The following is an 11,660-nucleotide window of genomic DNA, read 5'->3' as shown; positions in this document are numbered from 1 at the left end:
GGCAACACCCGGCGTGTCAGGCCAACCATGGATCCACCGTTATTCAGACAGTCCCGACTGGCCAAGTAAGAGCCTAAGCCGCAAGGGCCTGAGCACGGTATTGGACCGGGCTCAGGCCCTTGAGCTTTGTTGAGATTCTGTCGGTGTTGTACCAGTGGATGTAGTCATGCAGCGCTGCTTCCAGCGCGCCGGTATTGAGGAATCGGACGTGGTGAAAGACCTCTTCCTTGAGGTGCCCGAAGAAGTTTTCCATCACTGCGTTGTCGTAGCAGTTGCCCCTGCGTGACATGGACTGGACTGCGCCGGCTCCCGCGAGAAGAGCGCGCCAGGAAGCGTGTTGGTACTGAAAGCCCTGGTCTGAATGAACGAGTGGCTGCTGTCCGGGTTCAAGGCAGGCGAGGGCCTTGCGCAGGGAGGTGTTAGTCAGTGCAAGGTTCGGGGATGTCCCGATGGTGTAGGAGATGATTTGCCGGTCGAAGAGGTCCATGACCGGTGAGAGATAAAGCTTCCGGTCCCCGACGGCGAACTCAGTCACGTCTGTCACCCATTTCTGGTTTGGCGCACCGGCCTCGAACTCCCGCTTGAGTTCGTTCGGGGCTATCTTGCCTTGCTCGCCCTGGTAGGCGTTGTAGCGTTTCTTCCGCCGGACCTTGCAGACCAGGCGCAGGACACGCATCAGCTGCAGTACGGTTTTCTTCGCGACCGTCCACCCATGCTTGAGCAGTTCAGTATGTATCCGACGGTGGCCGTACCGGGCATGGTTCTCCATGAAGATTTCCGCGACCGCGTCCTTTAGTGCTGCTTGCGGGTCGGGAGTCTGGAGTCGGCTCTGATGATAGAAGTACGTGGACCGTGCCAGTCCGGCAACGTCCAGAAGTACATCCAGCCGGTGTTCGGCCTTGAGAGCGATGACGGCACGGGCCTTTAGCGCCGCTCCTCGTCCCTCAAGGCCTGCACTTTTCCCAAGAAGGCCACCTCTGCTCTCAAGCGCTCGTTCTCGCGGCGCAGGCGCTGCAACTCTGATTCGGGCTTCCCGGGAGCAGCGAGGCTTGATTTGGGACGGCCTTTCGGTTTCGGGCGCAGGCCTTCCTCGCCCTCAACCCTGTATTGCTGAACCCACTTCTCCAGCAAGCGCGGAGATGACAAATCAAGTTTCTTTGCCACCGCAACCTTGTTCTCGCCCGAAAGGAAGCGCTGCACGGCCTCAAGTTTGAATTCGAACGAAAACAACCGCTTGGTCGGCTTGGTCACCAGTGCTGTACCTCCTCGAACCCGCCACCGCTCGTACAGCCGACGAACCGGACCTTTGTCTGCTCCAAGTCGCGCTGCCACCGCCTTAGCTCCCCAACCAGCATCAAATAAAGATACCGCCGCCTCGCGCTGCTCCTCTGATAACAAACTGTCCCCACGCATAAAACTGCTCCCCGAAAACCGGAACTGAATTTCTCAGTCCAACTTTCGGGGAGCAGTTCACCCAGCCCGCGGACCGCTTCCTCACGCTCTTGACAAACGGAACCTACATATCAGGTGTGCTGCGCTGGCTGGGTCGGTAACGGCTATTCAACCGATTTCGTTGGTGAACAAACGAATGGGAATCGCCCGGCAGCTGATTGGGCACAATCCTGCTCGACCGAGGTCCGTGCTCGATTGCGCCTTGACGGCGCGCAGCGGAATGTCGTCCAGCAGGTTACGGGTTCTAGAGGCGGGAATTCGCCGACTCGCACGTCCGGCCGGACGACAAAATCCGGGATCAGCGACCGAGATCCTTCAAGGGGACCCGAGCCGTTTCGCGCAGCAGCATCACGCCTACAATCATCAGCGCGGCCATTGTGACCACGTATACCGACACGAAGAGCGGATTGCCTTTGTTCGCTACCAGCAGGGCGACCGCGGTAAGCGAACCTGTACCACCGCCGATCGAGGCACCTACCTGAAAGACCATCGAGAGGCCCGAATAGCGTGCTTCGGAAGGGAACTGCTCGGCCAGAAAGGCTGGGATCGGACCGAGCGCCATGCCGATGCTGACCGATACCAGAGTGAAGACGGAGAAGAGGGCGGTCAGAGACAAGGAGTTGAGCATCGGGAAGGCGATGAACGCGATGATTGCAGCAAGCACGGCGCCGGTCACGAGCACGCGGCGGCGACCGATGCGGTCGGACAGGTGAGCCGCCCCCAGGATCAGGGGGATCTGTAGGACCGCCGTGTATAGCATGCCGGTGAGTGCGTCGGTGGAGGAGTAACCCGCAGTGTTGAGATAGCTCAGCATGAAGGTCGAATAGACGGCTGACACGGCGTTGTACGCTAAGCTCACGCCGATCCCGGCCAGAATGATCTTCGGTCCGGCGCGGAATGCCTTGAGGATCGGCAGGGCCTTGGGTCCGCCCGACGAACCGCTATCCTCGCGCGGGAGGGCGAAGCGGGCAACGGCCCCGACTGTAGCCAGCACTCCTCCGATCCAGAACGGGATGCGCCACGCAAAGCTGAGCAGATCGCTGTTGAACACAGCCGATACCACGGCGAAGACCGCACTGCCGACGACAAAGCCGGCCGCGATACCCATGGTGCTGAAACTGCCCCACATGCCACGGCGACCTTCGGGGGCGTTCTCGATACCGAATAGCGCAGCGCCCCCCAATTCCCCACCCGCGGCAAAGCCTTGGACGAGGCGGAGGACGATCAAGAGCGCCGGAGCGAGGAATCCGACTTCTTGGTAGGTCGGGAGGCAGCCGATCAGGAAAGTGGTCGCCCCCATAATGATGAGCGTGAGGATCAACACCCGCTGACGGCCGTAGCGGTCTCCGAAGTGCCCGAACACGACTCCACCGATTGGCCTAGTCAGGTATCCAGTGCCGAAGGCAGCAAAGGCCAAAAGTATCCCGATGAGCGGATCGGACTCGGGGAAGAACAACTTGTTGAAGACGAGGCCGGTCGCCAGGCCGTAGACCAGGAAGTCGTAGTACTCGAGAGTCGTTCCGAGGAACGACACGGCGAAGATCCGGCCGCCGCTCAATCTGCGTCCGGTACTAGTCGCAGTCGTGTTTTCCGTTACCATCAGAATCCTCCTTGATTCGAGTGGGTACATCTCCGGCGTTACCACTCTGGAGCTACCGCATCGGCTGATGACGAAGCGCTCAAACCATCAGGCATGACAGGATGATGGCCGGGATGGACGAAATTTTTCCCCCCTCACGAGGGGAAGGAATTAGAAGATATCGCTTTGTAGGTCAGATGACCTATCGAGCGATATTAGGCTTCACTTTGGTATGTTGTCAACGGGGCGGTGCGTCTCAGATTTTTTCGGCGGCTAGCCTTTGAGCCAAGCATCTCAAATACCCAGGCCCTCGGAGATCCGGTGGGCGGGTAGTGATTTTCGGAATTGAAGAATTTCACGAGGCTGCGTGATCGAGGTCGAGGCCGTCTACCGAATGCACTACTGTCCATGCCTGCCGGCGTGCTCGGACGGCGATCTCCAGTACGGTGACGGCCAGCGAGGACTTTCTCCGAGTCGTGCAGTCCGTATCTTCCGTCTGGAAAAGACTCTGCGCGTTTGCTCTCGTGGGGGCTCACTCCGGCACCACGGTCTCGATGGGCAGTATCGGTGCGTGCGCGGGCACGCCCCACGATGAAGTCATCCTCTCGCTGCGCGCAGATGCCACGGCGGGAACGACTCTCCTTCCGCGTCGAATTGCAAGGGCCGGCGACGGTAGGGTAGCCACATGAGTGGCATGCAACGGATTTCTCCCGCTGTTTCCTTGACGGGGCAGGTCACCTCGATGATCCGGGCCGCGATCGTGTCGGGGGAGATGAAACCGAACGAGCATTATTCATCCGTCGGGATCGCCGAGAAGCTGGGAGTTTCACGGACCCCCGTCCGCGAAGCCCTGCAGCTGCTGGAGAAGGAGGGCATCCTTACCGTAGAAAAGAACCGCGGTGTGCGAGTCACACAGATCTCGCTTAATGACATAGTCGAGGTCTTTCAAATCCGCTTGATCCTGGAGCCGCCCGCAGCAGGACGGGCGGTCCTTAACGCAACTCCGGCGGACATCGAGCGCCTGGAAGAGTTGTACGTCGACCTCGTAAAGGCGGCCGAAGGTGGCCAGGCGCGACCCACGCTGGAGGCAGATAAGGCCTTTCATCTATACTTCCTAGGCCTCGCCGACAACGCGAAACTGGGCAGCATTGTCGGCGAGCTGCGCAATTTGGTGCTTACTCACGGCCAGATCACCATCCCCCACGCCCGGACGAGCATGGACTTAGCCGACGATCGGAACGAGCTGATGGAAGCCATCCGCAAACACAACGCGGAGGGTGCGGTTCGTGCAATGCACGGCCATGTTCTCCGCACGGCCCGAATGCTGGTTCAGTCCGTCTGCGCCCGCACGCCGGGGCTGGAGGCGGAGTGCTACCTCGGCCGCTTGAACCATCTGCAGATCTAGCCTGCCGGTTTTTGGCGCAAGAAAATAGTCTTCTTCGAACTCTTGCCAAGGCTGTTTCACTTTTATTACTGTTGCATGCAACATGCAACATGCACATATCACCCAGACTTAGGACCCTGTGAGTCTTATGGTTCAACCGCTGCAAGGCGTCAAGGTAGTGGACCTTTCCCGCATACTGGCTGGCCCGCTGGCCACAATGACTCTAGCCGATTTCGGAGCAGAGGTCATCAAGGTTGAAAGCCCTGTCGGGGACGAAACCCGCACTTGGCTCCCCCCGGTTACCTCTGATGGAGTAAGCACCTATTACTCCGCCGTCAACCGCAACAAGCGCTCGATCATAGTTGACTTCAAAAGCGACTCCGATCTGACAAGGCTGGTGGAATTAATCCGGGATTCCGACGTCGTTGTCGAAAACTTCCGTCCCGGCGTGCTGGCCAGGTTCGGTCTGGACTACGATCGGCTCAAGACCGTCAGTCCCGCGCTGGTTTACTGCTCCATCTCGGGTTTCGGGGACCTACAGGGGGCTCAGCTCCCTGGCTTTGACCTGCTGGTTCAGGCCCTCGGCGGGTTGATGAGCATTACGGGGGAACCGGAAGGAACCCCAAACAAGGTGGGTGTGGCTTTGGTTGACGTGCTGGCCGCGCAGAACGCCACCAGTGGAATCCTGCTGGCGCTGCGGGAGCGGGACCAGTCCGGCGAAGGCCAGCACGTGAAGATCTCGCTTTTCACCTCTTTGCTAGCGGGCCTAACCAATCAGGCGAGCGGGACCATCGCCACCGGAAAGTCGCCCCAGCGTCTGGGTAACGCACACCCGAGTATCGCACCCTACGAGACTTTCAACACTGCCGACGGAGTCTTAGCCATTGGAGTGGGCAATGACCGACAGTTTGCCTCACTGCTGGGCCAACTCGGGCTGGATGAGCTCAAACAGGACGGACGCTTCACGACCAACGCTTTACGGGGGGCGCACCGCCAGGACCTGAAGATTCTCATCGAAAGAGCCCTGCAGGACCGCCGCGCTTCGGAATGGCAGGAGCGCCTCATGGCCTCAGGGGTCCCAGCCGGCAAGGTGAACTCTGTCCTGGAAGCCATAGACCTCGCAGAAGCCCTAGGGTTGGACCCGATCGTCAGCATCTACGAGAAATCGAACGGACGACGTTCACGCCAGATCGCCAGTCCCATCGGCCTTTCCCGCACTCCGGCCCAGTACACGCGGGTTCCCCCGTCGTTGGGTGAACATCAGGATATTTTCTTCAGCCCGCTTCCTTTTAGCCGTAGCACTTTTCAGACAGGAGCCACCTCATGACTGCTGAGTCCTTGACCACGACCGTTGATCCCGGCGATCTAATCGGGTTCGATTCCCTGCTCACTGCAGGAGAAATTTCCTTGCGGAACTCGGTGCGTTCCTTTGTGGACGAGCACATCAAGCCGAACATCGCCGCTTGGTACGAGGAGGCGGCCTTCCCGCTGGAGATCGTGCCGGAAATGGCGAAGCTTGGCCTGCTGGGCATGGGACTGAAAGGCTACGGCTGCGCTGGCCGCTCGGCCGTCGAATACGGCCTGGCCGGTGCCGAGCTGGAGGCCGGAGACTCCGGGATCCGTACCTTCTTCTCGGTGCAGGGTTCATTGGCAATGACCGCCATCTACAAGCATGGCTCGGAGGAACAGAGGCAACAGTGGCTGCCGGCCATGGCCAAAGGGGAGGCAATCGGCTGTTTCGGGCTGACCGAGCCCACTGCGGGATCAGACCCGTCTAGCATGAAGACCTTCGCCCGCAGGGAGGGTCCTAGCCCAAACGCAGGCTGGGTGCTAAACGGCACCAAGCGTTGGATCGGTTTGGCCAGTGTAGCCAAGGTGGCCGTCATTTGGGCCCAGACCGCTGAGGGCATTCGTGGCTTCGTGGTCCCGACCGAAACTCCGGGCTACATCGCGACCCCAATCGAGCCCAAGCTGTCAATGCGCGCCTCCATCCAGTGCGAAATCGAACTCTCGGATGTTCGTCTGCCGGCCGATGCCGTTCTTCCCAGCGTGGTAGGGCTCAAGGGCCCCTTCAGTTGCCTGAATGAAGCCCGTTACGGCATCATCTGGGGTGCCATGGGCGCTGCCCGGGATGCCTTCGAGGTCGCCTTGGAGTACTCGCAGGAGCGCCTGCAGTTCGACAAGTCGCTCGCCGGCTACCAGCTGACCCAGCAGAAATTGGTGGACATGGCCATGGAAATCAACAAGGGATTCTTGCTGGCCCTGCACATCGGCCGCAGGAAGGATGCAGGCACTCTGCAACTGCATCAGATCTCGGTGGGCAAGCTTAACAATTGTCGCGAGGCGATCGAGATCTGCCGCGAAGCGCGCACCCTGCTAGGCGGTAATGGCATCACGCTAGACTACTCTCCGCTGCGCCACGCCAACAACCTTGAATCGGTCCGCACCTACGAGGGCACCGACGAGGTCCACACCCTGATCCTGGGCAAGAAGCTCACCGGCGTTCCAGCCTTCCGCTAGGAGATCGATGGGTGGTCCGGTGCGGCAACGCAATACGCCCCTCGAACGCTCCCCCGCTGACATCAAGGAGACACCATGGAGGTTACAAAGGTACCCGTCATTGGTGCCGGAACCATGGGCCAGCAGATTGCCATGAGCTGTGCCCTGGCCGGCTACGAAACTGTCTTGTATGACGTCAGCGAGAAGGCGCTGCAGGCGGCCCGTTCCGATCTCGAATCGTGGGCAGCCTCCCGCGTGGCCAAGGCAAGCTCGAGGACTCCCTGAGCCGTCAGGCCCTGCAGCGCCTGACCCAAAACTCCTCTCTCGATGCAGCCGTAGCCGACGTCCACCTAGCCATTGAAGCCGCTGTGGAAAAGTTGGAGATCAAGCAGTCCATCTTCGCGCGGCTAGGCGAACTCGCTCCCCCGCACGCTATCCTGACCACCAACTCGTCCACGCTGTCCTCCTCGCACATTGCAGAGGCTTCCGGGAGAGCCGATCAAGTGACCAATATGCATTTTTCAACCGGCACTGGTCATGAAGTGCGTTGAGGTGGTCCTCAACCCGCACACGTGCGACGAAACGTTCGAAACGGTAATGGCCGTTGCCCGAACCCTAGGCAAGGACCCTGTGTTGGTAAACAAAGAGTGCCCGGATTCATAGCCAACCGGATGATGGGCGCGATCCAGCGTGCGGCGATGGATCTCGCCGCCACAGGTGTGGCCAGCATCGAGGACATCGACACCACGGCGCGCGGCGCTTTGGGCACCCCAGGGGCCCCTTCGAACTCATGGATCTGATCGGCCTCGACGTTGTCAACTTCATCGCCCAGGCGACCTTCGCTGAGACCAGTATCGAAGGCGACCCGACCACACCAGCTCGTGACTGCCAAGGTCGCCGAAGGAAAGCTAGGCCGGAAGTCCGGAGAATGCTTCTACCGCTACGACGCTTAGCCTCCGTCCGCCGAACGATAAACCGCCCTAGCGGCCGGCAAGCACCTTCCGGTGGGAATAACTCGCCAACAACCTGGCCCTGGCCAAAGAACTGATCGCCCAAGACCGCCTCGGCACGGTCCGACAGGTCCGCACCGCATACCTGTAGAATTGATCTTCTGACACCGACGCACGTTTGAGATGGCGGCTTTGGAGGGCAACCGCCGGTCCGGCGCCTTGGGCGACATCGCATCCCACGCCATCGACCAGGTCCTGTTCCTCCTGGGCGATGCGGTCACGGAAGTTCGTCAACCAGCTCCCCGGGTCTGAGGAATCGAGGATGTCACGGTCGACGACGCCGCCTGGGCAACACTGCCCCTCACCTCCGGGCCGTCGCCTCAGTCGAGGTTTCTCGGGTGACCACCGGCAGGAAGAACAGGCTCCAGATCGAGGTCTACGGCGACAAGGGCAGCCTGTTGTTCGACCTGGAACTCGGCTTCCTCGACGCCACCGGCCCGCCAAGAGAACAGGGATTCCGCCGCGTCCTGGTCAACGAACCCCACAACCTCAGCAACCCCTTCCACATAGCTTCTGTTTGTCCTTCGGATATTGGAATTCGGCGAAATTGGTACCGGCCCTTCACTTGGATGCACGGGGCCAGCACCATCCCCGGGGCGTGGGCTATCCCACGGTCCTGTTGGGCTCTGGCCCTGTCCCCGCGGAGATGTCACTTAGTCACCTTGCCGGGGTTGAGTTGAGGCGGATTGCTGGCCAGCCGGTTCAGAGGAGGTTTGTGGCTATCCGATCCGGTGGGCGATCAAAGGCTCGTGGTCCTGTTCCAGGTTGAATGCTAGACACACTCATCCCAGCAGGGCCACGGGCCCCCTTGTCTTCAACGACACGAACTCAATTCCCCACCAACCGCGAAGAGCCGGATTGGCGGGGTTTCGGGTTGGTCCCCGCTTGAAGTAGCCGAATTCTGTAGTAACGGTCTTGCCGATGATGATTGCGCCCGCCTCGCGCAGGAGCCGGACGCAGTCGGCGTCCTGATCTGCAGGGTCCTCGGCACGTAGGCTGCTGCCGCACCGCCTTGGTAACCCGGCGACATCGATCAGGTCCTTCACTCCGACCGGGACTCCCCACAGAGGTCCCGCGGAGCGTCAGATTCTTCAAGGCGTATGGCTGCTGCCCATGCACCTTCGGCGTCGACCCTCACCCAGGCGTGGAGGCTGGAATCGGTTTCGTCGATGCGGGCCAAGACGTTCTCGACAGCAGCGATTGGGGTGATCACCCTTTGTTAAGCACTGCGGACAGTTCGCGCAGGGACATCAGGCAACGAGCTCCGGCGTCACGGAAAGGCGATGAAACTGCCTCTTGAAGTAAACGAGGCTGTCACGCTCCTCCTGGACTTCCACGCGGTCGACCTGTACGAAGATGACTGAATGCGAGCCTTGGGTGGTACGTCCGCTGATCCTGCCCACAATCTTTACCAGGGCGTCACGGAGCACAGGGACCTGGTCCTCGCCTTTCTCCCAAATGTCCCAGCCGAACCGTTCTTCCATCGGAACCTGGGTTGCGCCAGAGAAATGGCGTGCCAGCTCTTCATGCTCTCCGCTGAGAACATTGATGCATATCTGGCCGTTGTTGTTGAAAATGTCGTGCGTTGCGCTGTTCTGGTTGACACAGACAAGCACGGTCGGCGGGGCGTCAGTCACTGAGCAGACGGCGCTCACCGTTATCCCTACACGGCCATGGGGACCAGCCGTAGTAACGACGTTAACGGCGGCCGGCAAGTGTGCCATCGCGGACCGGAAGTCCTTTTGAATTTGCGTAAGCTCGGTCATTTTAATTTCTCCCCTGGTCGCAACCGGTGATTCTGGTCAGATGGTGAATCTTTATGCTGAAAATCTATTCACGGTTGGACCTAAAAGGTATTGCGAGTTGCCCCACCTCTTTTGAGAATTGTCCTTAACGGCATAAGTACTTTCCTTAGATGGGGTTGATTGACTTCGGTGCTGTGGAGTGGATACCGTCAAGTACCCCCTCTAGGCCCTTAGGCAGAACAACCTTATGCATTCACCCGAAGCTCTCGTTTACATCGTCGATGACGATGAGGAGTTGTGTAAGTCACTGGCATGGCTGCTGGAATCCGTCAGCATCCCTTCCCGTAGCTACTACGACGTGGCATCTTTTCTTGCCGCCTATGATCCAGACGTCCCCGCCTGCCTGGTCCTCGATGTCAGGATGCCGCGGGCCGGAGGTTTCCAACTGCAGGAAACGCTGAACGAGGTTGCTTCCCCTATTCCGATTATTTTTGTCTCCGCGCACGGTGACATCCGGATGTCGGTCAAAGCCCTTCGGCAGGGGGCAGTTAATTTTCTTGAGAAGCCCTACGACCCGCAGCATATGCTCGACGTGGTGCAGGAGACTCTCGACCTTGCTCAGGAACGCTTTGAATCGAGCCGCGGGCGGCGCAAGATTGAAGAGCGGATCGCTGCTCTCACTCCTCGGGAAAGAGAAATTTTGGCGTTGGTTATTGAAGGATTACCAAGCCAAAACATCGCCCGCAAGCTGGGAACCAGTGTGAAAACGGTTGATGTTCACCGCACCAGGATCAAAGCAAAGACGGGATCTGACAGCATAGCTACCTTGGTCCGGGATATCCTCCAGCACAATGTCAGTATCAGCTAAGCCCGGAAAATCAGCCGCGCTTTATTGGCCGGCATAACCCTGATTCCAAATCTTAAAGAGCAGTGGGGCGGAGAGGCTTTCTCGTTGAGATGCCTTCCCGCCCCACCTTGTTTCGGCTACAGGCTGATCTGCGTCAGAACATTTCAAGTACCAGTCGGGGTGACTTCGACCGGGAAACACAGGCGGCGATCTGGTCGTTGGCCTTCTTCTCGCTGGCGGACATGCACTGATCCCGATGATCAGGCTCCCCTTTGAGGACGCCCATGATGCACGTGCCGCAGATTCCTTCCTGGCAGGTTGTGTCTACCTCCACACCGTTCTCTTCGAGCACTTGGACGATGGACCGGCCGACCGGGACCTCGTATATCTCGTCTTCGAATTCGATCTCGAACGGGGTGTCCGCACTGGTGTCGACGGGCTCGCCGGCCTGGAAGTGCTCAATGTGGACATTCTCTTCCGGGATGACCGAAGCGGCAGTGTCCTTGACCCGGTCCATAAATCCCTCGGGGCCGCATGTGTATACATGTGAGCGGTGGGTCAGTGCCGCGAATGCTGCGGCCAGCACCGTGGGTTGATCGTCACGCTGTAGGCCAAAGTGGAACTTTACGCGTTCGCCGAATCCACTCTTGGTTTCCAGAAGGTCAACAAAGGCGGCCTCGTCGCGTGAGCGTGCGAAGTAATGCAGCTCGAACTCTTGATTGGCGCGATGTAGGTGGTAGGCCATACTGATCATGGGGGTAACCCCGATCCCGGCGGCCACCAGAATGTGACGGTCTGCTCCTTCAGCGACTGCCATGAGATTCCTTGGCGCGCTAATTTCGAGTTCCTGGCCCACGGCCACCTCATGCAGGGCTTGAGATCCGCCGCGGGAGGCTGGCTCGAGCTTCACGGCTATGACGTAGTCGTCGAGTTCATAGGGCGGGCTGCATAGGGAGTATTGCCGGACAACGTCGGTGGGGCCGACGATGTCGATGTGCGCTCCCGCGGGGTAGGGGTCGAAGGGTGCCCCGTCGGCGCGCTTGAGGCGGAAGGATTTGATGTTGCTGGTTTCCTCCAGCACTTCGGCAACGCGTACTTTGAACATACCCATGGGGAACGCTCCTTTCTCGTCCTTGCTGGGGAT

12 protein-coding genes and 2 pseudogenes are annotated in these 11,660 nt (G+C 59.6%); 8 read left to right on the top strand and 6 right to left on the bottom strand.

The window, feature by feature from the left end; translation table 11 throughout:
- Window positions 1-73 precede the first annotated feature (73 nt).
- The 3 genes from QRM96_RS20975 to QRM96_RS20965 all read right to left on the bottom strand — a co-directional run bounded on the left by QRM96_RS20975 (window position 74) and on the right by QRM96_RS20965 (window position 3,052).
- Window positions 74-910, bottom strand: a complete 837-nt coding sequence (locus QRM96_RS20975) for an IS3 family transposase (RefSeq protein WP_285320884.1) — start codon at window positions 908-910, stop codon at window positions 74-76.
- 14 nt (window positions 911-924) lie between these two features.
- Window positions 925-1,251, bottom strand: coding sequence for a helix-turn-helix domain-containing protein (locus tag QRM96_RS20970; RefSeq protein ID WP_285320882.1), 327 nt, complete (start codon window positions 1,249-1,251; stop codon window positions 925-927).
- 499 nt (window positions 1,252-1,750) lie between these two features.
- Window positions 1,751-3,052 carry an MFS transporter gene (locus tag QRM96_RS20965; protein WP_285320881.1) on the bottom strand — a complete coding sequence of 434 codons (1,302 nt, stop codon included), beginning with the start codon at window positions 3,050-3,052 and terminating at the stop codon, window positions 1,751-1,753.
- A gap of 664 nt (window positions 3,053-3,716) precedes the next feature.
- Here QRM96_RS20965 and QRM96_RS20960 point away from each other — a divergent pair.
- The 7 genes and pseudogenes from QRM96_RS20960 to QRM96_RS20920 all read left to right on the top strand — a co-directional run.
- Window positions 3,717-4,436, top strand: a complete 720-nt coding sequence (locus QRM96_RS20960) for a GntR family transcriptional regulator (protein ID WP_285320880.1) — start codon at window positions 3,717-3,719, stop codon at window positions 4,434-4,436.
- A 127-nt stretch (window positions 4,437-4,563) separates the two neighbouring features.
- Window positions 4,564-5,742, top strand: a complete 1,179-nt coding sequence (locus tag QRM96_RS20955) for a CaiB/BaiF CoA transferase family protein (RefSeq protein ID WP_285320879.1) — start codon at window positions 4,564-4,566, stop codon at window positions 5,740-5,742.
- Window positions 5,739-6,935 (top strand): acyl-CoA dehydrogenase family protein, encoded by a 1,197-nt coding sequence (locus QRM96_RS20950; RefSeq protein ID WP_285320878.1) that lies wholly within the window; start codon window positions 5,739-5,741, stop codon window positions 6,933-6,935. The genes QRM96_RS20955 and QRM96_RS20950 overlap by 4 nt, the downstream gene beginning before the upstream one ends.
- A 75-nt stretch (window positions 6,936-7,010) precedes the next feature.
- Window positions 7,011-7,577: pseudogene (locus QRM96_RS21050) on the top strand (3-hydroxyacyl-CoA dehydrogenase family protein).
- Window positions 7,562-7,714 carry a 3-hydroxyacyl-CoA dehydrogenase family protein gene (locus QRM96_RS20930; protein ID WP_285320874.1) on the top strand — a complete coding sequence of 51 codons (153 nt, stop codon included), beginning with the start codon at window positions 7,562-7,564 and terminating at the stop codon, window positions 7,712-7,714. The pseudogene QRM96_RS21050 and the gene QRM96_RS20930 overlap by 16 nt, the downstream one beginning before the upstream one ends.
- Window positions 7,705-7,962 (top strand): hypothetical protein, encoded by a 258-nt coding sequence (locus QRM96_RS20925; RefSeq protein ID WP_285320873.1) that lies wholly within the window; start codon window positions 7,705-7,707, stop codon window positions 7,960-7,962. The genes QRM96_RS20930 and QRM96_RS20925 overlap by 10 nt, the downstream gene beginning before the upstream one ends.
- Window positions 7,941-8,412, top strand: a pseudogene (locus QRM96_RS20920) (Gfo/Idh/MocA family protein); the annotation flags it as partial. The gene QRM96_RS20925 and the pseudogene QRM96_RS20920, both read left to right, overlap by 22 nt.
- 294 nt (window positions 8,413-8,706) lie before the next feature.
- Here the strand turns inward: QRM96_RS20920 and QRM96_RS20915 are convergent.
- Window positions 8,707-8,991: an amidase family protein gene (locus tag QRM96_RS20915; RefSeq protein WP_285320883.1), complete on the bottom strand. Its 285-nt coding sequence runs from the start codon at window positions 8,989-8,991 to the stop codon at window positions 8,707-8,709.
- Window positions 8,992-9,174: 183 nt separating this feature from the next.
- Window positions 9,175-9,690 (bottom strand): 4-hydroxyphenylacetate 3-monooxygenase, reductase component, encoded by a 516-nt coding sequence (gene hpaC / locus QRM96_RS20910; RefSeq protein ID WP_285320872.1) that lies wholly within the window; start codon window positions 9,688-9,690, stop codon window positions 9,175-9,177.
- A gap of 226 nt (window positions 9,691-9,916) precedes the next feature.
- Between hpaC and QRM96_RS20905 the strand changes: the two genes are divergently transcribed.
- A complete protein-coding gene (locus QRM96_RS20905; protein ID WP_285320871.1) occupies window positions 9,917-10,537 on the top strand; it encodes a response regulator transcription factor in 621 nt (206 codons plus the stop codon).
- A gap of 133 nt (window positions 10,538-10,670) precedes the next feature.
- Here the strand turns inward: QRM96_RS20905 and QRM96_RS20900 are convergent, their stop codons facing one another.
- The gene (locus tag QRM96_RS20900) at window positions 10,671-11,627 is read right to left on the bottom strand and encodes a PDR/VanB family oxidoreductase (protein ID WP_285320870.1); all 957 of its coding nucleotides are present in this window, start codon (window positions 11,625-11,627) and stop codon (window positions 10,671-10,673) included.
- Window positions 11,628-11,660 lie beyond the last annotated feature (33 nt).

Origin of the sequence: Pseudarthrobacter sp. lyk4-40-TYG-27 (genome assembly GCF_030209295.1) — a bacterium.
Lineage (GTDB): Bacteria > Actinomycetota > Actinomycetes > Actinomycetales > Micrococcaceae > Arthrobacter.
Note: the sequence above shows the minus strand (reverse complement) of the source record. Positions and strands in the feature narration are given on the sequence as shown.

Bases quoted from the DNA above. Each gene is read 5' to 3' on its own strand.
- QRM96_RS20965 (WP_285320881.1), bottom strand. From the start codon at position 3,052: ATGGTAACGGAAAACACGACTGCGACTAGTACCGGACGCAGATTGAGC.
- QRM96_RS20960 (WP_285320880.1), top strand. From the start codon at position 3,717: ATGAGTGGCATGCAACGGATTTCTCCCGCTGTTTCCTTGACGGGGCAG.
- QRM96_RS20955 (WP_285320879.1), top strand. From the start codon at position 4,564: ATGGTTCAACCGCTGCAAGGCGTCAAGGTAGTGGACCTTTCCCGCATA.
- QRM96_RS20950 (WP_285320878.1), top strand. From the start codon at position 5,739: ATGACTGCTGAGTCCTTGACCACGACCGTTGATCCCGGCGATCTAATC.
- QRM96_RS20925 (WP_285320873.1), top strand. From the start codon at position 7,705: ATGGATCTGATCGGCCTCGACGTTGTCAACTTCATCGCCCAGGCGACC.
- hpaC (WP_285320872.1), bottom strand. From the start codon at position 9,690: ATGACCGAGCTTACGCAAATTCAAAAGGACTTCCGGTCCGCGATGGCA.
- QRM96_RS20905 (WP_285320871.1), top strand. From the start codon at position 9,917: ATGCATTCACCCGAAGCTCTCGTTTACATCGTCGATGACGATGAGGAG.
- QRM96_RS20900 (WP_285320870.1), bottom strand. From the start codon at position 11,627: ATGGGTATGTTCAAAGTACGCGTTGCCGAAGTGCTGGAGGAAACCAGC.